Annotated in this window: 17 protein-coding genes; 6 read left to right on the forward strand and 11 right to left on the reverse strand. The window is 67.6% G+C overall.

The features are described from left to right. Positions 1 to 19: 19 nt before the first annotated feature. Positions 20 to 1,003 carry a patatin-like phospholipase family protein gene (locus ACFO3Q_RS15575; RefSeq protein WP_377005614.1) on the reverse strand — a complete coding sequence of 328 codons (984 nt, stop codon included), beginning with the start codon at positions 1,001 to 1,003 and terminating at the stop codon, positions 20 to 22. Continuing rightward, positions 993 to 1,964 (reverse strand): helix-turn-helix transcriptional regulator, encoded by a 972-nt coding sequence (locus ACFO3Q_RS15580; protein ID WP_377005615.1) that lies wholly within the window; start codon positions 1,962 to 1,964, stop codon positions 993 to 995. Before ACFO3Q_RS15580 ends, ACFO3Q_RS15575 begins: the two co-directional genes overlap by 11 nt. A gap of 117 nt (positions 1,965 to 2,081) precedes the next feature. On the opposite strand from ACFO3Q_RS15580, the gene ACFO3Q_RS15585 reads away from it, so the two are divergent. The 3 genes from ACFO3Q_RS15585 to ACFO3Q_RS15595 all read left to right on the forward strand — a co-directional run bounded on the left by ACFO3Q_RS15585 (position 2,082) and on the right by ACFO3Q_RS15595 (position 5,473). After that, a complete protein-coding gene (locus ACFO3Q_RS15585) occupies positions 2,082 to 2,720 on the forward strand; it encodes a hypothetical protein (RefSeq protein WP_377005616.1) in 639 nt (212 codons plus the stop codon). Between the two features lie 76 nt (positions 2,721 to 2,796). Continuing rightward, entirely contained in the window at positions 2,797 to 4,575 is a 1,779-nt protein-coding gene (locus ACFO3Q_RS15590; RefSeq protein ID WP_377005617.1) for an SLC13 family permease, read from the forward strand. A 109-nt stretch (positions 4,576 to 4,684) separates the two neighbouring features. After that, the gene (locus ACFO3Q_RS15595; RefSeq protein ID WP_377005618.1) at positions 4,685 to 5,473 is read left to right on the forward strand and encodes a DUF481 domain-containing protein; all 789 of its coding nucleotides are present in this window, start codon (positions 4,685 to 4,687) and stop codon (positions 5,471 to 5,473) included. A 58-nt stretch (positions 5,474 to 5,531) separates the two neighbouring features. Here the strand turns inward: ACFO3Q_RS15595 and hemC are convergent, their stop codons facing one another. The 5 genes from hemC to ACFO3Q_RS15620 all read right to left on the reverse strand — a co-directional run bounded on the left by hemC (position 5,532) and on the right by ACFO3Q_RS15620 (position 10,043). Further along, a complete protein-coding gene (gene hemC / locus ACFO3Q_RS15600) occupies positions 5,532 to 6,464 on the reverse strand; it encodes a hydroxymethylbilane synthase (RefSeq protein WP_377005619.1) in 933 nt (310 codons plus the stop codon). Positions 6,465 to 6,563: 99 nt separating this feature from the next. Then, on the reverse strand, positions 6,564 to 7,280 hold the full coding sequence (locus tag ACFO3Q_RS15605) for a LytR/AlgR family response regulator transcription factor (RefSeq protein ID WP_377005620.1): 717 nt from the start codon (positions 7,278 to 7,280) through the stop codon (positions 6,564 to 6,566). Positions 7,281 to 7,293: 13 nt separating this feature from the next. Next, positions 7,294 to 8,325, reverse strand: a complete 1,032-nt coding sequence (locus ACFO3Q_RS15610) for a sensor histidine kinase (RefSeq protein WP_377005621.1) — start codon at positions 8,323 to 8,325, stop codon at positions 7,294 to 7,296. Between the two features lie 51 nt (positions 8,326 to 8,376). Beyond that, positions 8,377 to 9,039, reverse strand: coding sequence for an alpha/beta hydrolase (locus ACFO3Q_RS15615; protein WP_377005622.1), 663 nt, complete (start codon positions 9,037 to 9,039; stop codon positions 8,377 to 8,379). Between the two features lie 56 nt (positions 9,040 to 9,095). After that, positions 9,096 to 10,043 carry a YihY/virulence factor BrkB family protein gene (locus ACFO3Q_RS15620; RefSeq protein ID WP_377005623.1) on the reverse strand — a complete coding sequence of 316 codons (948 nt, stop codon included), beginning with the start codon at positions 10,041 to 10,043 and terminating at the stop codon, positions 9,096 to 9,098. Between the two features lie 102 nt (positions 10,044 to 10,145). On the opposite strand from ACFO3Q_RS15620, the gene ACFO3Q_RS15625 reads away from it, so the two are divergent. Continuing rightward, on the forward strand, positions 10,146 to 12,308 hold the full coding sequence (locus ACFO3Q_RS15625; protein ID WP_377005624.1) for a prolyl oligopeptidase family serine peptidase: 2,163 nt from the start codon (positions 10,146 to 10,148) through the stop codon (positions 12,306 to 12,308). 531 nt (positions 12,309 to 12,839) lie between these two features. On the opposite strand, the gene ACFO3Q_RS15630 is transcribed toward ACFO3Q_RS15625, so the two are convergent. Both ACFO3Q_RS15630 and ACFO3Q_RS15635 read right to left on the reverse strand, forming a co-directional pair. After that, a complete protein-coding gene (locus tag ACFO3Q_RS15630) occupies positions 12,840 to 13,445 on the reverse strand; it encodes a hypothetical protein (protein ID WP_377005626.1) in 606 nt (201 codons plus the stop codon). Further along, positions 13,442 to 14,164 carry a hypothetical protein gene (locus ACFO3Q_RS15635; RefSeq protein ID WP_377005627.1) on the reverse strand — a complete coding sequence of 241 codons (723 nt, stop codon included), beginning with the start codon at positions 14,162 to 14,164 and terminating at the stop codon, positions 13,442 to 13,444. Before ACFO3Q_RS15635 ends, ACFO3Q_RS15630 begins: the two co-directional genes overlap by 4 nt. A gap of 848 nt (positions 14,165 to 15,012) precedes the next feature. On the opposite strand from ACFO3Q_RS15635, the gene ACFO3Q_RS15640 reads away from it, so the two are divergent. Both ACFO3Q_RS15640 and ACFO3Q_RS15645 read left to right on the forward strand, forming a co-directional pair. Then, positions 15,013 to 16,572, forward strand: coding sequence for a hypothetical protein (locus tag ACFO3Q_RS15640; protein ID WP_377005628.1), 1,560 nt, complete (start codon positions 15,013 to 15,015; stop codon positions 16,570 to 16,572). Between the two features lie 231 nt (positions 16,573 to 16,803). After that, positions 16,804 to 17,532 (forward strand): MobA/MobL family protein, encoded by a 729-nt coding sequence (locus ACFO3Q_RS15645; RefSeq protein ID WP_377005629.1) that lies wholly within the window; start codon positions 16,804 to 16,806, stop codon positions 17,530 to 17,532. Between the two features lie 123 nt (positions 17,533 to 17,655). On the opposite strand, the gene ACFO3Q_RS15650 is transcribed toward ACFO3Q_RS15645, so the two are convergent. Further along, positions 17,656 to 19,077: a YfjI family protein gene (locus ACFO3Q_RS15650; protein WP_377005630.1), complete on the reverse strand. Its 1,422-nt coding sequence runs from the start codon at positions 19,075 to 19,077 to the stop codon at positions 17,656 to 17,658. A 38-nt stretch (positions 19,078 to 19,115) separates the two neighbouring features. Beyond that, on the reverse strand, positions 19,116 to 19,457 hold the full coding sequence (locus tag ACFO3Q_RS15655) for a hypothetical protein (RefSeq protein ID WP_377005631.1): 342 nt from the start codon (positions 19,455 to 19,457) through the stop codon (positions 19,116 to 19,118). Between the last annotated feature and the right edge of the window lie 108 nt (positions 19,458 to 19,565).

Raw genomic sequence — 19,565 nt, forward strand, 5'->3', positions numbered from 1 at the left:
GCAGCGCGTTGCCCGCTCCTCATCTCCCGCTCCTCGCGCCCTCCGCGTCGTTCTCGACGAGGGTGTCGAGCGCGCGGTGCGCGAGGTCGTTGCCGAGCCCCGCCAGTTCCCGCGCGCGCCAGAACTCGTAGAACGCGGCGCTGGCGCGCGGCACGCGCACCAGGACGTCGGGCGGGTCGAGCGCGGCCTGCAGCCGCGAGATCTGGCCCTGCATGGTGTCCAGCGAACGCAGCATGAGGTCGAAGATGCCCTGCTGCGAGCCGGCCGGTGCGACGCGGCGGCGCTCGGTGAGCGCACTGAGCCAGGCGCCGAGGCGCACGCGCGGGCCGGCGTCGATCTGTACGGGCTCCGGCTCGGGCTCCGGCTCGGCGGGCGCGCCGGGCATCCGCCGCGGCGTGCGTGCGTTGACGTCCACCGCCACCACCAGGTCCACCAGCGCATGCCGGGTGGCGGCGATGGGCAGCGGATCGAGCAGGCCACCGTCGACCAGGTCGCGCCCGGCGATGCGGATCGGCGTGAAGATCCCGGGGATGGCGATGGACGCGCGCACCGCGTCGAAGAGGGAGCCGCGGGTCAGCCACAGCTCGCGCTGGCTCTGGATGTCGGTGGCGACCGCCACGTAGGGGATCGGCAGCGACTCGATGGTCACGTCGCCGACGATCTCGCGCAGCGCGGCCATGATGCGCTCGCCCTTGAACAGGCCGCCCTGCCCGTAGGCGAAGTCGAGCAGCGCGAAGATCTCGCGCTTGTCGTGCCCGAAGGCCCAGGCCTTGTAGTCGTCGAGCCGCCCCGCGGCGTACATCGCGCCGACGAGGGCACCCATGGACGAACCGGCGATCGCCGCGATCTCGTAGCCGCGCTCCTCCAGGGCCTCGAGCACGCCGATGTGGGCGAGCCCGCGTGCGCCGCCGGCGCCCAGCACCACCGCGGCGCGCGGGCGCGAAGCGCCGGAGGGCCGCCGCAGGCCGGGGTCCACCAGCCCGATGTCGCCCTCAGCGCTCATACGCGGACAGCGCGAGCTGCAGCATGGTCCTCGCCTGCTCGCGCAGCGCGGGCGGATCCAGCACCTCGGCATCGGCGCCGTAGCGCATGACGTCCATCAGCAGCTCCTTGGCGTTGCCGTAGGGCAGGCGCAGCTCGTAGCGGCCGTCGGGCAGGAAGCGGCCCTCCTGCTTGGAATGCCAGTGCTCGTCCGCCACCCAGCGCGCGGCCTTGGCCGAGAACACGAGCGTCGCCCACGCCTTCGGCGGCCCCGAGAAGATGCCGTAGCTGGAGGCGAGCTGGCGGTCGAGCTCGGCATCGGGCACGTCGATGGCCGCGTCCTCCAGCGTGCGCGCCTCGCTGATGCGGTCGAGCGCGAAGCTGCGCAGGCCCTCGCGCTCGTGGTCCCAGGCGTCGAGGTACCAGTTGTCGCGGTAGTGGGTGAGGCGCTGCGGCGAGACCGTGCGGCGCGTGCGCTCGTCGGTGGAGCGCGCGCGGTACTCGAAGGCCAGCCGGCAGCGCTCCAGCACGCCGGAGGCGACGGTGCGGAACACGTGCTCGTCCATGCGCCGCACGCCGAAGGCCAGCACGCGCACGCGCTCCACCGGCCAGCGCTTGCCGCCGGCCTGCTGGGACAGCAGCGCCTCGATGCGCGCCCGCAGCGGCGCCAGCGCACCGGAGAGCACGCCGGGGCCGACGTTGTGCAGCAGCTGGTACGCGGCGAGCAGGGCGTGCAGTTCGTCCGAGGACAGCCACAGGCCCGGCAGCTCGAAGCGCTCGGCCTCGCTGGCGTCGTACTTGAAGGCCGACGCGCCCTCTGCCGACTCGATGGGAGCCCCCAGGGCGTCGCGGAGATAGGCGATGTCGCGGTAGAGGGTCGCGCGCGAGCAGCCGAGTTCGTCCATCAGCGTGCGCAGCGCGACCGGGTAGCGGGCCGCCTTGAGATGGCGGTGCAGGGCGAGAATGCGCTCGTAGCGGTCCATGCGCCCGATTATGGCCGGCGGCCGCGACAGAGGGATAGCGCCGCCGGCTAACGAAGCCTTAGCACCGCCCGGCCGGCGGCGCCTTACGCTTCGCCCCCAGCGAGCCAGGGAGGCAGGATGCACGACAGGGGGGAGCACGACCCGCGTGGGCGCGCCGGCGGGATCGACGCGGAGGGCGTGGCGCGCGCCGCGGCGCTGGCGATCTGCATCGCGCTGCACGCCGCCGTCCTGGTTCTGCTCGACGCGCCGGGCGAGCCGGCGCCGCGGGTCGATCCGCGGCCGATCGCCGCGACCTTCGTGGAGGTCGCGCCCGCGCCACCGCCCTCGCCGCCGCCCCCGGCCCCGGCATCGCCCGCACCGCCGCCGGCCGCACGGGCGCCGGCATCCGCCGCGGCACCCGCCCTGCCCGCTTCCGCCTCCGCTCCGGACCCGGACTCGGACCCGGCGCCCGGACCCGCCACGCCCACGGCGGAACCAGGAGGCTGGCGCGACTCCACCCTCGACCGCGGCGTGCGCATCGGCAGCGATCGCCCGCAGGCCGCACGCGGCCTGCCGGGGCAGCCTCCGCCGCATGCGCTGCCCTTCCGGATGCGCAGCCCGCCTTCGCCGCGGGACGTGGTGGAAGGCATCGGCGCGCTGTTCGGCGGCGGCCCGGTGGACCCCTGCCCGCAGTTGCGCTCGCGGCAGGCCGGGACGGATCCCGCCGACATCGCCGAGGCGGCCGCGGCCGCGGCGCGCTGGAACTGCCCACCCTGATCCCGCCGCCTCCACGCGACGGCGACGCGCGGACCGCTCCTGTAAGGTGCGCACCGCGCGCGCCTACCGGAAACCCATGGGTCTCGAAGCCATCCTCGTCCTCTGCGTCCTCGCCGGCGCGATCGTGCTGTTCGTCACGGAGAAGCTGCCGGTCGACGTGGTCGCCATGCTGGTGCTGGCCACGCTGCTGGTGCTCGGCCTGCTCGTCCCCGGGCGGCTGCTGACGCCGGCGGAGGCGGTGAGCGGATTCAGCAGCACGGCGACCATCGCGGTCGCGGCGATGTTCGTGCTTTCCGCCGCGCTGCAGCGGACCGGCGCCCTGCGCGCCGCGGGCCGCCTGCTCGGGCGCATCCGCAACCAGTGGCTGTTCGTGCTGGTGATCATGCTGGCGCTCGCCTCGCTCGGCGCCTTCGTCAACAACACCGCCGCCATGGCGGTGTTCATGCCGATGGCGCTGGCGATCGCCGCGGCCAATCGTTTCTCCGCGTCGAAGGTCCTGATCCCCATGTCCTACGCGGCGCAGATGGGCGGGGTCTGCACGCTGATCGGCACCTCGACCAACCTCCTGGTGCACGCCATGGCGCAGGACGCCGGCCTGCCGGGCTTCGGGTTCTTCGAGTTCACCGCACTGGGCGCGATCACCGCCGCCATCGGCATCGCCTACGTGATGCTGGTGGGTCCCTGGCTGCTGCCCGACCGGCGCGCCGCCGAGCTCACCGAGAACTACGACCTCGGCAAGTACATCAGCGAGCTGCACGTCACCAGCGACTCGCGCCTGGTCGGCAAGAGCGTGGCCGGAGCCGAGCTCGGCAAGACCTACAACGTGTCGGTGCTGGAACTGCTGCGCGGCGACGAGAAGGTCTGGGCGCCCAAGCAGCGGCGCCTCCGCGCCGGCGACGTGCTGATCGTGCGCGGCCATTGGGACAGGGTCAGCGAGCTCAAGGAGAAGGAGAAGCTCGAGCTCGAACCCGAGTTCGAGCTGCGCGATGCGCAGTTCGAGGGCGGCGCGGTGCTGGCCGAGATCATGGTGGCGCCGGCCTCGCGCTACGTGGGCCAGACCGTGGGCGCCATCGCCGCCGCATGGAGCCAGCCCGCCACCCTGCTGGCCCTGCACCGGCGCAGCGAGGTCCTGCGCGAGCAGCTGCGCGGCATCACCATGGAGGTGGGCGACGTGCTCCTGCTGCTGGTGCCCGAGGAGCAGATGGCGGCGCTGCGGCGGGACACCGGCTTCATCGTGCTGAGCGAGAAGGAGCCGGAAGGCGGCAGCCGCAAGGCGCCGGTCGCGGTGGGCATCATGCTGGCGGTGATCGCCGCGGCCGCGCTCGACTGGATGCCGATCATGGCCGCGGCCATCGTCGGCTGCATCGCCCTGGTGATCACCCGCTGCCTGAAGCCGGAGGAAGTCTACGAGGCCATCGACTGGCGCGTGATCATGCTGCTCGCCGGCCTGCTGCCGCTGGGCATCGCGATGCAGAACACCGGCGCCGCGGCGTGGATCGCCAGCCACGCGCTGGCCCTGGTCGGTCCCTACGGGCCGGTCGCCGCGCTGGCGGCGATCTACCTCATCACCTCGCTGCTGACCGAATCCATGAGCAACAACGCCTCGGCCGTGCTGATGACGCCCATCGCCATCGCCGCGGCCCAGGGCATCGACGCGAACCCCATGGCCTTCCTCGTGGCGGTGACCTTCGCCGCCTCGACCAGCTTCACCACGCCGGTGGGCTACCAGACCAACACCATGATCTACAGCGCCGGCGGCTACCGCTTCATGGACTTCGTGCGCATGGGCCTGCCGCTCAACCTGCTGTTCTGGCTGGTCGCGATCGTCTTCATCCCCCGGTTCTGGCCGCTCTGAAGGCGCGTTAACGCCGCGTCAAGAAGCCGTCGCCCTGCCTCGCTACAATCGGAGCCGCAAACGTTTTCACGGCCGCCGCGCCGCGCCCGCCCCGAAAGAGGAGACCCCGATGCGACCGTTCGCCGTCCTGTGCCTCGCCCTGGCCGCCGCCCTGCCCGCGCAGATCCGCGCGCAGGAGACGCTGCCGACCTTCGGGCCCACCCCGAAGAACGAGGCACGCTGGACCGGTGCGGGCGAGGTCGGCCTGGCCTCCGCGCGCGGCAACAGCACCACCGAGAACGCCAACGTGCGGCTGCGCGCGGCCTACGAGGACCACGACTTCCGCCACGAGGTGAACCTCTCCGGCCTGCGCGCCAGCAGCGAGGTCAACCGCGGCAGCGACGACGCGCCGGAGCGGGTCCGCGAGACCACCGCCAACCGCTACCAGTTCGGCGCGTCCAGTGCGATCAAGTACGACGACGTGTCGTTCTGGAAGTCGACCCTGCGCCACGAGCACGACGACTTCGCCGCCTACAGCTGGCAGTCGACCTTCGGCATCGGCTACGGGCGCGTGTTCATGCTCGACGGGAGCGGGCGCTTCCTCGCGATGGAGGTCGGCCCCGGCTACCGCCGCGCGCGCGACGCCGAGGAGGAGCGCACCGAGAGCGGCGCCATCGCCCGCGGCTTCATCGACTTCCGCTATCCGCTGACCGCCAACACCGACCTGATCAACACCCTGCTGATCGAGTCCGGCGACGACAACACCTTCGCCCAGAACGACTTCGGCGTGCAGGTCTCGATGACCGAGCGGATGGCGCTCAAGGCAGGCTTCCAGGCCCGCCACAACACCGACGTGCAGGACGGCCGCGAGCGTACCGACCGCCTGACCACGATGAACCTGGTCTACGACTTCAAGTAGTCGCCCGCACCGCCGGCGATCGCGCGGATCGCCGTCCGGCCGCCGCGTCCGCGACGCGTCAGCGCGGCACGCCCTGCAGCAGCGCGCCCGCGCCGCGCGCCAGCAGGTCCTCGGCCAGCGCCTCGCCGACCCGGGCGGGCGCGTCCGCCGCACCCTCCCCGGCGGCGCGCAGCAGCGCCTCGCCGTGTTCGTCCCCGACCAGGCCGATCATGCACAGCCGCCCGCCGTCGAGCGTCGCGTAGGCGCCGACGGGCGCATGGCAGCTGCCGTGCAGGCGCAGGTTCATCGCGCGCTCCGCGTCGACGCAGGTGCGGGTCGGTGCGTGCTCCAGCGCCGCGAACAGGGCGCGGGCGCCGGCGTCGTCGGCGCGGCATTCCACCGCGATGGCGCCCTGCGCGACGGCGGGCACCCAGTCCGGCGCGTCCAGCCGCGCGCGGATGCGCTCGCCCAGCCCCAGGCGCAGCAGGCCCGCGCAGGCCAGGACGATGGCGTCGTATTCGCCGGCGTCGAGCCTGCCGAGGCGGCTGTTGACGTTGCCGCGCAGGTCGTCGATGCGCAGGTCGGGGCGGCGCGCGCGCAACTGCACCTTGCGCCGCAACGAACTGGTGCCCACCCGCGCGCCCGGCGGCAGCGCGTCGAGCCCGTCGTAGCGGTTGCTCACGAAGGCGTCCGCCGGATCGGCCCGCTCCAGCACCGCCGCCAGGGCGAACGGCGCCTCCAGCGCCATCGGCACGTCCTTGAGCGAGTGGACGGCGGCATCGGCGCGCCCCTCCAGCATCGCCACCTCGAGCTCCTTCAGGAACAGGCCCTTGCCGCCGACCGCAGCCAGCGAGCGGTCGAGGATCTGGTCGCCGCGGGTGGTCATCGGCACCAGCTCGACCTCGAGCCCGGGATGCGCGGCGCGCAGCAGGCCGGCGACGTGTTCGGTCTGCCACAGGGCGAGCGCGCTCTGGCGCGTGGCGAGGCGGATGCGGGAGGGACGTTCGGACATCCGCCTATTGTAGGTGCCGCGGCGGCGGCGTGCCGGCGGCCGGGAGCGGGAGGGGCCCGCGGCCGCCCGCCCTTGCTTCCCGCTCCTCCGGCCCACTCCTCACAGGTGGCGGAACTCCTCGCGCACGCTCGGCAGGCAGCGCCGGCTCACCTCCAGCGCCGCACCGCTGCGCAGCACCGCATGGACGCGACCGTCGAGCCCGCGGCGCAGCTCGGCGATCTCGGCGCGGGCGACCAGGCAGTTGCGGTGGATGCGCACGAAACGTTCGGAGAACTCCTGCTCCAGTGCCTTGAGCGACTCCTCGACGAGATCCTCGCCGCGGGCGTGGTGCACGACCACGTACTTCTCCTCCGCCTGCAGATAGCGGATCTCGTCGATGGCGACCAGGCGCAGCGTGCCGCGCAGGCGGGCGCACAGATGCCTGCGCCGCTGCCCGTCGGCCGCCGGCGGCGCGGGAGCGCGGCGCGCCTGCACGCGCGCCAGCGCCTCGGCGAGGCGCTCGCCGCGCACGGGCTTGAGCAGATAGTCCACGGCCGCAGCCTCGAAGGCCGACAGCGCATGCGCGTCGTAGGCGGTACAGAAGACGACCGCCGGCGGCGCGGGCAGGGTCGCGAGCTCGCGGGCGGCGTCGAGGCCGTCGATGCCCGGCATGGCGATGTCGAGCAGCACCAGGTCGGGCGCGGTGGTCCGCGCCAGCGCCACGGCCTCGCGCCCGTTGCCGGCCTCGGCGACGATGTCGGCGTGGCCCAGATCCTCGAGCAGGGCGCGCAGGCGCGCGCGCGCGAGCGGTTCGTCGTCGGCGATCAGGATCTTCATGCCAGCGGAATCGTCATGCCACCGGGATCTCCAGGCCGCAGCGATAGTAGCCGCGGCCGCGCTCCACCGTCATCCGGGCGGTGCGGCCGAAGCGATGCCGCAGCCGCTGGGCGATGCTGCCCTGGGCGTGGCCGTTGATGCCCGGCCCGTCCTCGGCCTCCGGCACGGGATTCTCGACCGTGAGGTACAGGATGCGCTCGCGCACGTCCGCGCCGATGCGCACGACGCCGCCCGCCTCCAGCCGCGAGACGCCGTGCAGCACCGCGTTCTCGACCAGGGGCTGCAGCACCAGCCGGGGCAGCAGGAGATCGCGCGGCAGGGGCTCGGCCAGCCGCCACTCGACCCGCAGGCGCTCGCCCAGCCGGAGGCCCTCGATCGCGAGATAGCGCTCGGCCAGGTGCAGCTCCTCGGCCAGCGTGGCCTCGCCCTTGCCGGCACCGAGCGCGGCCCGGAACAGCTCGGCGAGGTCCTCCACCGCGCGCTCGGCGGTCGCCGGGTCCACCCGGACCAGGCTGGCGATGGTGTTCATGCTGTTGAACAGGAAGTGCGGCCGGATGCGCGCCTGCAGGGCGCGCACCTCGGCCTCGGCATGCGCACGCACCTTTGCGCGCCATTGTTCGCGTACGTAGAAGTAGCGCAGCAGGGCGGCCGTGGCGAGGGCGGCCAGCCCGGCCGTGCCGAGCAGCGTCCGCGTGCGCTGCTCGGCGGGCAGCCCGAGCTGGAAGCCGATGCCGCGGTCCACTTCGTACAGGACGGCGATGCAGACCGCCGCGACGGCGACCGGCAGCGCGCAGGCAGCCAGCGCGCCGAGCGGCAGCGGAAGACGGTTGATCGGCCCGCGCAGCAGGCAGAGGCCGACCGCCCCGATCAGCGCGATCCACAGCGCCAGCGCGCTGGCGGCGCCGAAGTCCGCGAGCGAACCGTGCGGGAACGCACCCGGCGCCAGCGCGATCACCACCACCACCGCTTCCGCGGCGAGCAGGATGATCGCCAGCCGCCCCGGCCGGCACAGGTCCGGGAGCCAGGGGTCCGTGGGTGCGCGCATCGGCGAAGCCTAGCAGGCGCTCCGCCGTGTCGACGCGGCGGACGCCGGCCTTCAGGCGACGAGGCGGGCCTGCATCCAGGTCGCCAGCGCGTCGATCTCCTCGCGGCAGACCTGGTGCGCCATCGGATAGCTGTGCCAGTCCACCTGCACGCCCAGCCCGCGCAGGCGGTCGCGGCTCATCAGGCCGAGCTGCTCGGGGACCACCGGGTCCTGGCTGCCGTGGGCCATGAACACCGGCGTGCCGCGCCCGGCCTCGGTCGAGGCGGCGACGGTGGCCTCCGCGACCGGGAGGTAGGTCGAGAGGGCGACCACGCCCGCCAGCGCGCGCGGCTGCTGCAGACCCGCGGCCAGCGCGATGGCGCCGCCCTGCGAGAAGCCGGCCAGCAGGATGCGCTCCGGCGGAATCCCGCGCTCGCCCTCGCGCGCGATGAGCTCGGCCACCTGCCCCACCGACTGCGCGACGCCGGCGGCGTCCTGACGGCTGGCGATGTCGAAGCCGGCGATGTCGTACCACGCGCGCATGCGCGCGCCGTTGTTGACCGTGATCGGGCGGACCGGTGCATGCGGGAACACGAACCGCAGCGCCGGCCAGTCCGGGCGCAGCAGCTCCGGCACGATGGGTGCGAAGTCGTGGCCGTCGGCGCCGAGGCCGTGCAGCCACAGGACGCACCAGTCGGGATTGGAGCGGGTTTCGTGTTCGAGCGTCTCGAGCATGCGCGCGGCCTTGCGTTGGGCGGAGCTTCCGATTGTCGCGGAAACGACGCTCCCGCTCAGCCCCTGCGCTGTTCCCCCGCCGGATAGACCGGCACGTCGCCGGTGTCCACCGCGGGCGGCGGCTCGGGAGGCGCCTCCACGGGTTCGGCATGCGCGTTCGGCCGGATCGGACGGCCGCGCACGGCGGCCACCGCCTCGGTCAGCTCCGCGCCGAGCAGCAGGATGATGGTCGAGTAGAAGACCCAGACCAGCAGCACCACGACCGAGCCGGCCGGCCCGTAGGCGCCGCCCACATTGGCGTGGTCGAGGTAGATGCCGATGCCGAACTTGCCGAGCGCGAACAGCGCCGCGGTGAGCAGGGCACCGTAGACGGTGTCGCGCCAGGCGATGTCGGCATCCGGCAGCACCCGGTACATGCTCGCGAACACCAGCGCGAACAGGCACAGCGAGACCAGCGCCTCGACGCCCCGCCACAGCAGGGTCCCGCTGGGCACGAACAGCGCGATCACCGCGCTGGCGAACAGCGAGATGATCAGCAGGAAGGCCAGGGTGAGGATCAGGCCGATGGCGTGCATGCGCGCACGGATGAAGGCGGTGACCGCCCGTCCGGGCTTGGCGCGCAGCCCCCAGACGCGGTTGAGCGCGTCCTGCAACTGCGCGAACACGGCCGAGGCGCCCACCAGGGTGACGCCCAGGCCGATCCAGCCGGCGATGCTGCCGACCGCGGGCGCGTCGTCGGCGTTCTCGATGACCAGGGTCAGCGCCTGCGCCGCCTGCGGCCCGACCAGTTCGCCGAGATCCTCGATCAGCCGGTCCTGCCAGGACGGCGACAGCGAGGTCACGATCCACAGCAGCAGGACGAGCATCGGCGCGAGCGACAGCGCGGTGTAGAACGCCACCGCCGCCGCGCGCGTCATCAGTTCGTCCTCGCCGAAGCCAGCCACGGCGCGCATCACCACGTACTTCGCGCGGCCGAACAGGCCCAGGTTCGCCGTCTCGTCCATGCGCCGGAGGCTAGGCGCGGCAGCGTCAAGGTTTTGCGGCGATGGTGGTGGCCGACGATCTGCGACTATGCTCCCGGCCGCACAACGCCGGAGGGCACCGCGATGTCCAGATGGATCCTGCGCGCCGGCCTGGCCCTTGCCGTCTGCGCGTGCACGGCAGTGGAAGCAGGGCCTGGCCGACCGCCGGGGCTGCCGGTCGACCTCGACCCCGCCGCGGTCGCCGCCGCGGACGATCACCTGCACCTCGAGACGCTGCACGGCGCGGAGGCGATGGCCTTCGTGGACGCCGCGAACGCGCGCGCGCGTGCCCGGCTCGAGGGCGATGCGCGGTTCGAGCCCTTCCGGCAGCGGGCGCTGTCGATCCTGACGGCGGACGACAGGTTGTCGCTGCCGCGCTTCCAGAGCCGCTTTCTGGATGAACTCCGCCAGGGCCGCGACAACCCGCGAGGGCTCTGGCGGCGCGTGCGCGCCGACGCGTTCCGGGGCGCGGACAGCGACTGGCAGGTCCTGCTCGACGTCGACGCGCTGGCGCGCGCGGGAGACATCGACTGGGTCCTCCGCGAGATCCAGTGCCTTCCGCCCGCGGCACGGCGCTGCCTGGTCGGCCTGTCCGTCGGCGGCAAGGACGCCGTCGTGGTGCGCGAGTTCGATGCGGTCGAGCGGCGCTTCCTGGACGAGGGCTTCCGGCTGCCGGAAGCCAAGCAACGCGTCCAGTGGCTGGACGAGGCGACGCTGCTCGTCGCTGCGGACTTCGGCGTGGGCACCCTGACCGAAAGCGGCTATCCCTACACGATACGCGCGCTGCGACGCGGCGAGAGGATGCAGGACGCGCCGATCGTGTACAGCGGCGCGGCCTCGGACGGCGGCTATGGCGTGGCGCCACGGGTCGTGCACGCGGCGGACGGAGCGGTCGAGGCGGTGCTGTTCCTGCGCCCGCTCGACACGTATCGGAGCGAGGTCTGGCAGCAGATCGAGGACCGCAGCGTGCGGCTCGATCTGCCGTCGCGCCTCGAGGTCCACGGCATCTTCGACGGGCGCCTCGTCTTCACCGCCAACGAGGACTGGGCGTGTGGGCGACATCCGATACCGGCGGGGGCGCTCGCCGCCGTGCCGCTGGAGGTACTGCGTGGCGAAGCCGCGCCGTCTCCGACGACGGATCCCGTCGTGGTCCTTCCCGCGCATCACGAGGCGATCTCGGGCGTCGCCGTCGCCCGGAACGCCCTCGTGGTCGCCGTGCTCGACAACGTGTCCGGCGCACTCCGGGCGATGAAGCCTTCGGACGACGGTGGTTGGCAGCGGCAGGACGTGGACGTGCCCGCCCATGCCGCCGTGCGGATCATCGCCGCCAGCCGCGGCAGCGTGGACCTGTTCTACTCGGCGGAAGGCTTCCTCTCGCCCCCGACCCTGTTCCGGCTCGACACGGACACGGCGATTCCGACCCCGGTCCAGCAGCAGGCCCGGCACTTCGAACCCGGCACCCACGTGGTGGAGCAGCACGAAGCGGTCTCGCGCGACGGCACGCGCGTGCCCTATTTCCTGGTTCGTCCGCGCAGCACCGCCGCGGACGACGAGATCCCGACGATCCTGTACGCCTACGGCGGCGGCGGCATTCCGATCCTTCCGACGCATTCGGCGCAACTGGGCGCCCTGTGGCTCGAGCACGGCGGGGCCTTCGTCCTGGCGAGCATCCGCGGCGGCGGCGAGTTCGGCCCGCGCTGGCATGCCGCGGCACTTCGGGACAAGCGCCAGCACGCGTTCGACGATTTCGCCGCGGTGGCCGAAAACCTGATCGCGCGCGGCATCACGAGCCCCCGACGCCTCGGCATCTACGGCCGCTCCAACGGCGGCGTACTGACCTCGGTCGCGATCACGCAGCGCCCCGGGCTGTTCAACGCCGCGGTGATCGAAAGCCCGGTGATCGACATGCTCCGCTATCCGGAGATGCCGCCGGGCGCATCGTGGACCGGCGAGTACGGCGACCCGCGGATTCCGGAAGAGGCGCGCTGGCTCGCCGCGTATTCCGCCTACCACCACCTCCGGCCCGAGGCCGACTACCCGGTCGTCTACATCACCACCAATACCCTCGACGACCGCGTGCATCCCGGGCACGCCCGCAAGTTCGCGGCCCGCCTGGGCGCCCAGGGACACGACCACATCTATTTCGAGGACGAGAGCGGTGGCCACGCCTACGACGCCGACCCGCCCGCCAACGCCCGACGCTGGGCGCGCCACTACGTCTACTTCGCGCAGCGGTTGATGGACTGATGCCGCTGAGCCGTACGGGATCGCCCATCCGCAGGACAGCACCGGAACGGAGCGGCTGCGGCCCCACCAGCAATCACAATCCATCTGTAAGAATCTGACTCACATTTCGACTCAATTTTTACTTGATTGCATTGGACCTTCCTGGGCGGCATCGGACATCCCAGAAGAAACTTCCAGATCGCTCGGACTCAGATTTCGGCTGATCCTCGATCGCTGGCCGCACAGCGGGCTACTGCTAGACGTGGCACGTGTCGAGAATCGCATCGTGCAGGCCGATGCCGACTGGGCGATCGCATTGTTGTAAATCGGACGATTCGCAGGCGTGACAGATCGCCTTCTGCCTCGACTCGTGCGCCCGTTACACGTGAGCGACGCAGTGGGACGCGAGCTCAAAGAAATGGCCGCCCGCGTGGGCGGAAAGGCATTTCTGCGTCAGCAATGAGCCATCCGCGGGCGACCGGACGTGCAGCTGCTTCCGCTGCACGAGCGCTTCATCGTCAGGTGGCGCAGCGCACCTTCAAAGACCGCCATTCATTTCGATTGCGGGCCGGGCGGGGTTCGATCGCGCATTGGGATGCGCCATGTTCTGCCATCTTCGCTTCTGTAAAGACTGCGCGGCGACCGTTCGTCCGTCTGGAAGCACTTGCGCGCTTGGCGCCCCTCACCGCAGATACTCCAACTAAGGGGCACACCGTCCAATTGCTCATTGATGTGAGCGAGGTCGGCACGCCGCTGCAGTATCTCGTCCAACGACGGCACCAAGACAAGGACCAGTACAATCAGGACCCCGGCCAAAGCGATCTGCGTGCCCAAGAAGATCGCCCACATACGCACACCGAGGCGATCCGCAGCATGCCTATAGCGGGCCGCCGCCTGCTCTGCGGCAGCATCTGCCTGCTGGAAGTGCTCTCGCAACAGGTCAGCCGCTCGCGAGGCGGTCATCTCGGCGGATGCCTCGATTATGCCCACAACGTCTTTTTCCAGGCTGCGCAACCGCCCATCGAGCTGGTGGCAGAACTGCATTAGCGCTTGGGTCGCCAGCTTGGACTTGAGGCCATCGTCTTTGGCGGCTTCCAGCAACTTGCCGGCGGCATCGAAGAACAACTGGACGTCATGTTCTGTTAATTCATGCTTCATCGGCTTCGCTCATGGCTTCGGTCCAGTCGCTTTGGCGACCCCCTTCTTTCGAGGCTGTGCTCTACATCTGCGGCCACCTCCAGGGTTCGCCGATACGCCAGCCACTGCTTGTTGTTCATGCGCAGCTCCATCATGTCCTTCAGTTCGACATAGGTCAGCTTGCCTCCTGCGCCCACCACGACGATCAAGCCGCTCGCGCCAGCTTCGCCCTCTCCTTGACACCAGCGCACCAACTTCAGGTAGTCGCTCACGGCTTGGGGTACTTCCCCGTCCCGATGCAAAAACACGTCATCTACCAAAGTGCCGATGAAGTCCCTCAAGCCGAGCGACGATCTCGGCCGGGCAGCACGCGCTGCATCCAAAGCATCCAAATAGGGGCCGAAGAACGCCTCGACACCCGAAGCATCCGACACAGCGGTTTCGATGTACCAGTGAACTTGGCGAGAAACCTCGCCCATTCCGCGGCGAGCTTCCACAGCCTTGGCGAGCTTGTCGCGCTTGATCTTTTCCTTCTTCGAGTAGTTCGCCGCCACCTTGAACTCGAGCAGCCGCAGCGTACCCGGGTAGGACAACAGCACATCACCTAGCGCCTTGTCCTCCGGAGTCTGCTGCAGCAGATTCACGGCCCCCGGCAGAGTACCCGTACGCAGGCGGCCGCCGATCTCGCATCCCAGGCCGTACAGGAAGTTGCCGATTACCACGTTCTCGTAGAGCTTCATCACGATCCCTTGTTCAAAATACTGAACACGTCGTCACCCGCCGACATCCACATTATCGGCTGACGCGTACGAATTTATAACGGGCCCTCCGGCGCGATGCCCAGCGAATGGACACCGCCAGCTCCAGTTGCATGACAATAGTCAAACATATCTACCTCAGAAAGCTCTTTAACTCCCCATGAGGAGTCACCAAGGTCTGCTGAGTTAGCCTATAACGGCACAAGTTCTGGAATCTTTGCGTATCACACACCGAACGATGCGTGGCGGGACGGAGCGCGCTGGATGCAATCGGATTCCAAGACAGGATCAGCCGCGTAGAACCCGATCCAAGGCCATTTATCCACCTCTTGTGGTCGATCTCGGACTACATCTGACTACAAGATGGTGGCCCACCAGCAACCACATTGTCTCCTTAACTGATTGCTGTGGAGAACGTTACTCCAGCTGATCAGCCGCCGTTACTCGCATTGTTACTCACACACCCCAGAATGGACCGAGTATGGAGCCTGGCCACTCACGTGGACGAACGTGGACACCGGGCCATAGTCCTACCTTGTACCGGGAAGATCCAGCCGCCCTTCTACCTCGTCGAAGGAGGCTTGGACTTGCCTTCAGGGGGTGACACAGCACCGGCTGCGTTGCAAAGCTGGAGGCCGAGCGATGCAAGTGCGGAAGCCGAGCGTCACTGCCCGCCCGGAAACACGAGGCGGCGCGAGGGCAATGCCGCAGGCACCCCGGCGTCGCTATCAGCAATTGCGTCGCGCCGCGCCGCTGGAGGCCAACCAGCGTAATACGGAGGGCCCTAGCAGGAGGACTGGACTCATTGATCCGGAACGTCAAAGCAACTCATGAAGGACCACGACCAAGACGTAGGCCAAGGCACCGCTTCGACTAGTCAGCGCCGCATTCGTATCCTTAATAGCCATGGCAGTGAAGAGCGGAAGGTGATGACACGTCAACACAGTGCAGACAAAGCCCCCAAGTACAAGCCCCGCTTCGACTTTGATGAGAACAACAGTTGGAATGCACCTCAGACGGCAACAATCAACGAGTTATTGGATGAACTGAACTATGAGGAGACCCGGACATCCCAAGGGTCAATGGCGGCAAATAGTCAGTCGAACGGGAAGCTCATCACCATGCAGGCGCTCGAATCCACGCTGAGCTTCATACGAGAAGCAGTCGGAGAAGAGCTCAATGGAACGACCCGCCACCATCCCATCAAGACGATCAAGACCATCAAACTTCTGTACGCGAAGAAAGATGACAGCGGCTCGCATCTTTTCCGTCGTTTAGCGCGACCCAAAGATGACAGCGCAACAATGGAGCACTGGACAGCCAGAAGCACCACCAGGAACGAGTACACAATCAAGCTCGCAGACGAACTCATGCAAACCCTGAGCTTAGAACTAGAGCCAGAACGGCTCAGGCGAATAGAAACTTCACTTCTGACGACGTCCAAGCTTCTGGAGTGCATAGAGCATGAAACCTTTGAGATCCTTGAGCCCATCTACTACCGACTTTCAGGCAACGATGAAGCCTTAGCGGCAGCGTTCAAGCTCATGGAACTGGCGGCATCCAGTTACGTTCCTGACGCGTCGCCACTTCAGTACACAGCTCCACCACTGCATGAGCGGATCTACATCTACCTGAGGACTCTTCCCTTCTACCATTTCATCGGAGAGTACAAGCGAATCGTAAAGGCTCAGGAAGACGTCGTCTCGCATGTGCAGTCGGTACGTGAGCAGATGGGTGAATTTTGCAAGCACCTTTCCAAGGAAATCGGTACGGACGTCGATGCAGACACGCCGATCACTTCCATCATGGAGTTCCCGGAGTTCCTAGCTCGGCACTCGCTTCCTTTGGGAAAGTTGGTCCAGCTAGCGACAGGCATCAAGAACAATCAGCGCGATCTAACTGGCATCACCGGCGAAACCAAGAAACTCTTGCATGCGTATGTCTTCCATCAGTGGCACAAGACTTCCGCAGACGTGACGAACCTTTCAGCCGCCGACTGCGTCGCCGCACTGTGCACGATTCGGCACCAGCAGAAGGTCAAGACACCCTACACGCCATCATGGATCGGGCAGGAGTCCGCAGAGAAGACCATCTCCCGGCTACTGACCCACCTTGGCCGCGACCGCAGCATCAACGAACTATATGAGGATGACTACATCCCCCAAGGAGCAATGCAGATTTTGTATCACCGATTCTGTCTTTTCCACGCAAGAATGTCGGACCGTTACGCTAGGCAACAGGCCTGGATTGACTTCCAGTTGGAACGGCTGGAAAAGTACGCTGAGTGCTTCAACCACAGCGACATTGACTGTATTGATCGGTCAGTTAGCGGTTTCAACCTGTTCTGCTGCGAGAAGGCTTTAGAAGCATGCACGTTGATCAGAGCGTGATAAGTAAGTTTTTTTCTACATCGCTATCCGTATCTATATGGAGATGAAGCCAACGGTCCGCTAGAACAGTCAGTTCACTGAACTAATGCATCGGAGAGGGGGAGGAAAAGCACGCGCACTTACCCTTTCCTCGAAAGAGTACAGAATCGGGCGAAATACTCATCTCCAAGGCAGCCGGCAAGAGCGATCTTGCCGGCTTTCGTTTACTCATGGAGAAAGGGTGATCCACCGATGGTAAGCTTCCATTACAGCATCAAGAGTGGCAAGAAGGGCAGTGCCCGCAGACACGCCACTTACATCGAACGAGAAGGCTCACATAGGAACCGCGAGGACCTGGTTCACTCCAGTCACGGAAACATGCCCGACTGGGCCCAAGGTAATCCCGCTCTCTTCTGGAGCATGGCCGATCGCCATGAGCGCACCAACGGAGCGGCCTATCGGGAGCACGAGATCGCACTGCCGAACGAGTTGAGCGAGACGCAACTCATCGACCTCACGGAGCGACTGGTCCGTAATCTGATCGGAAATAAGCCATACCAGTACGCGATCCACGCGCCCGACGGCAAGCTGGGCGGGATTCAGAACCCACATGTGCATCTGATGTGCTCGGACAGGATCCCCGATGGACTCGACCGGAGCCCGGAGCAATGGTTCGGGCGCTACAACCCTGCAGAGCCCCAGGCCGGCGGGTGCCGCAAAGACAGCGGAGGAAAGAGCCCGATGGAGCTGCGCCAGCAGGTGACCCTCAGGCGCAAGCTGGTTGCCGACATCAAGAATCAGGTCCTCGCCGAACACGGGCACGAGGCCCGGGTCGACCACCGTAGCCTTCGTGACCAAGGTCAGGATCGGCGCCCAGAGCGCCATCTGGGGCCTCGCTTCATCGCCGGCATGGCCGAGGCCGAGAAGGCGCTGTATGCTGCGTGCCGGCCCGGTGCTACGAGAGCACCCGTCGGCAGTTGATCGTCCTAGCCAATCCAGTAGGACGGTGATTTTGCGACAAGGTCGCAGAATCGCATGCAACGCCCGCCTATTTCACGGCAAAAGCCCCGGCATGGAGCCGGGGCTGGGTTTCAAGGTTGCCTCCTACAGAGCCATAGGGGTCTGACCGAAGAACGTGTTGTGAAGGCGCACATAGGTCCTCTTGTCCCGAGCGCCTGTCCAGATCCAGATGGCTCCCCTCGCCGCAAGCAGACCCAGAGCGGCGTTCAGCCGGTTTCTCTCACGCACGGGGCCGTTGCGCAGCACATGATTCTTCGGGATGTGTGTATCCGACGTAGGCCCCTGCCAGACGCGCGAGTGGAGGTAAGCCGCGACCGCTTGAGCATCGACCAGGTCCTGGGGCACCACGAACTGCGGTGAGAAGAGAAATTTGTACTCTTCGATGTGCCAGCGGACGATGGCGAAGGCGCGCTCCAGGGTGTCAAGCGTGATGTCCCCAACCTCGCCGCTGAAGTGGTGCATCGTGGCGGCAAGCCGGGCGAGAATCTCCATCACCTTTGAAGCGAAGTCGTTGATGTCGCTGAGGTACTCGCCCTGACGCAGAAGACCCTCTGTCTGGCTAGCCAAGTCAACCCAGCGCGCCTTGGCATCAACCGTGAAACCGACAAGCTTCCGCTCAACCTGGCCTGACTCGATCATGGTTCGGTGTTGTGCCAACAGCTCCCGGACGCGCGCGTGGAAGGTCGGCAGACAATCCCAAGTCGGTTCGTCAGCGTTGACGAGGCGATAGCCCATCCTCGACGGTGGCGATCCAACAAGATAGCGTGCCCAGTGCCCGCTTTCCCTGGCGATTGCCCCTCCCTTCTCAAGGAACTCCTTCAGCGGCCCGGGCTGCGTCATGATGCTGACGGAGACGCGCGGGTTCATCACCAGCTGGTGATCGTCATCCGCACGGTCTCGGGGCAGCACTTCGGGCGAGTCCCACAGACGATTCAGCAAGCCGACGTGACGCATGGCGTCGCCCTTGAACAGCATGTGACCTTCGTCGGTCGTGATGGCGATCGACTCGCCATCGCCCTGCAACGCCTCCCTGATGGCTGTGACGGTGATGTCCTCGCGCAGAATGCGACGAAGACGCGGCTCGGAAGGCTTCGCCAACGCGTGGTCGATAAGCTGCCTGTCCAGTTCCTCGGTCGACTGGCCCTTGCTGGTCGCCCTGCTGATTGCGCTCCGCATTCCCTTCGCCTTCGCCCTCCACAACCCAAGCTCCGCTTGATACTGGTCCACCTTCTGCTTATGGGCAGCCTCCGCCTGGCTATCTGCTTCGCTAAACGGTGACATCACAAGCTTTGCCACCGTCGACTTACGCTCACCCGATGCGGCTACGAGCAGGAGGTTCTGCGAAACGGGCCGCACCTGCCCCGTCGGCAGCCTCACGTCGATCAATCCTTGGCAGGCCATGGCCATCGCGTTGATGAGGCTCATTCCGACGAGCGCGTCAGCTGCCTGCACGTTGCGGATGAGCTCGTTTCCGGCATCACGAACGACCGCAAGGAACGCGTCCATGGGGTACATCGGTGGCAGCCTGGAGAACATCGTAGTCATCACGCAGCCTCCATCGTGTCCGTGGCCGCTTCGGCGATCAACGGTTGGCCACAGGTTGGGCATTCCAGCACGTCGCCGGTTGCTTTACGGCGGTCACGTTCCGCGTTCAACAACTTGCGGAACTGGACCAGGTTCAACTCATGCTTGAAGACAGCGTTGAATCGGTCCATCAGCTTGCGCTTGCGCAGTTTCTGCGCAATGCCCTGTTCGAGCAGTGGATAGGCCTCTTTGAAGTCGACTTCGACCTTACTCCTGCCCCCAGTGAGTTCCTGCTGCAAGGCCAGCTCAAGCTCCTTCAGCGGGTTGCTCGGATCTGGCCGGGTTTCAGTGAGGATGCTCATGATCAGTTGCCCTCCTGCTGCCTGCGGAACTTGGAGGCGCGGCCTTCGATCGGGTTCTACCCCGAAATCACGGACGGTTGTAAAAGGGCTGAGAACTTCTGGTCTTGC

The sequence above is a fragment of the Coralloluteibacterium thermophilum genome (assembly GCF_042654365.1).
GTDB lineage: Bacteria > Pseudomonadota > Gammaproteobacteria > Xanthomonadales > Xanthomonadaceae > Coralloluteibacterium > Coralloluteibacterium thermophilum.

Coding starts and splice junctions, on each gene's coding strand:
- ACFO3Q_RS15605 (WP_377005620.1), bottom strand. CDS start 7,280: ATGAAGATCCTGATCGCCGACGACGAACCGCTCGCGCGCGCGCGCCTG.
- ACFO3Q_RS15650 (WP_377005630.1), bottom strand. CDS start 19,077: ATGGACGCGTTCCTTGCGGTCGTTCGTGATGCCGGAAACGAGCTCATC.
- ACFO3Q_RS15625 (WP_377005624.1), top strand. CDS start 10,146: ATGTCCAGATGGATCCTGCGCGCCGGCCTGGCCCTTGCCGTCTGCGCG.
- ACFO3Q_RS15595 (WP_377005618.1), top strand. CDS start 4,685: ATGCGACCGTTCGCCGTCCTGTGCCTCGCCCTGGCCGCCGCCCTGCCC.
- ACFO3Q_RS15585 (WP_377005616.1), top strand. CDS start 2,082: ATGCACGACAGGGGGGAGCACGACCCGCGTGGGCGCGCCGGCGGGATC.
- ACFO3Q_RS15630 (WP_377005626.1), bottom strand. CDS start 13,445: ATGAAGCATGAATTAACAGAACATGACGTCCAGTTGTTCTTCGATGCC.
- ACFO3Q_RS15610 (WP_377005621.1), bottom strand. CDS start 8,325: ATGCGCGCACCCACGGACCCCTGGCTCCCGGACCTGTGCCGGCCGGGG.
- hemC (WP_377005619.1), bottom strand. CDS start 6,464: ATGTCCGAACGTCCCTCCCGCATCCGCCTCGCCACGCGCCAGAGCGCG.
- ACFO3Q_RS15580 (WP_377005615.1), bottom strand. CDS start 1,964: ATGGACCGCTACGAGCGCATTCTCGCCCTGCACCGCCATCTCAAGGCG.
- ACFO3Q_RS15590 (WP_377005617.1), top strand. CDS start 2,797: ATGGGTCTCGAAGCCATCCTCGTCCTCTGCGTCCTCGCCGGCGCGATC.
- ACFO3Q_RS15640 (WP_377005628.1), top strand. CDS start 15,013: ATGAAGGACCACGACCAAGACGTAGGCCAAGGCACCGCTTCGACTAGT.
- ACFO3Q_RS15655 (WP_377005631.1), bottom strand. CDS start 19,457: ATGAGCATCCTCACTGAAACCCGGCCAGATCCGAGCAACCCGCTGAAG.
- ACFO3Q_RS15620 (WP_377005623.1), bottom strand. CDS start 10,043: ATGGACGAGACGGCGAACCTGGGCCTGTTCGGCCGCGCGAAGTACGTG.
- ACFO3Q_RS15615 (WP_377005622.1), bottom strand. CDS start 9,039: ATGCTCGAGACGCTCGAACACGAAACCCGCTCCAATCCCGACTGGTGC.
- ACFO3Q_RS15575 (WP_377005614.1), bottom strand. CDS start 1,003: ATGAGCGCTGAGGGCGACATCGGGCTGGTGGACCCCGGCCTGCGGCGG.
- ACFO3Q_RS15635 (WP_377005627.1), bottom strand. CDS start 14,164: ATGAAGCTCTACGAGAACGTGGTAATCGGCAACTTCCTGTACGGCCTG.
- ACFO3Q_RS15645 (WP_377005629.1), top strand. CDS start 16,804: ATGGTAAGCTTCCATTACAGCATCAAGAGTGGCAAGAAGGGCAGTGCC.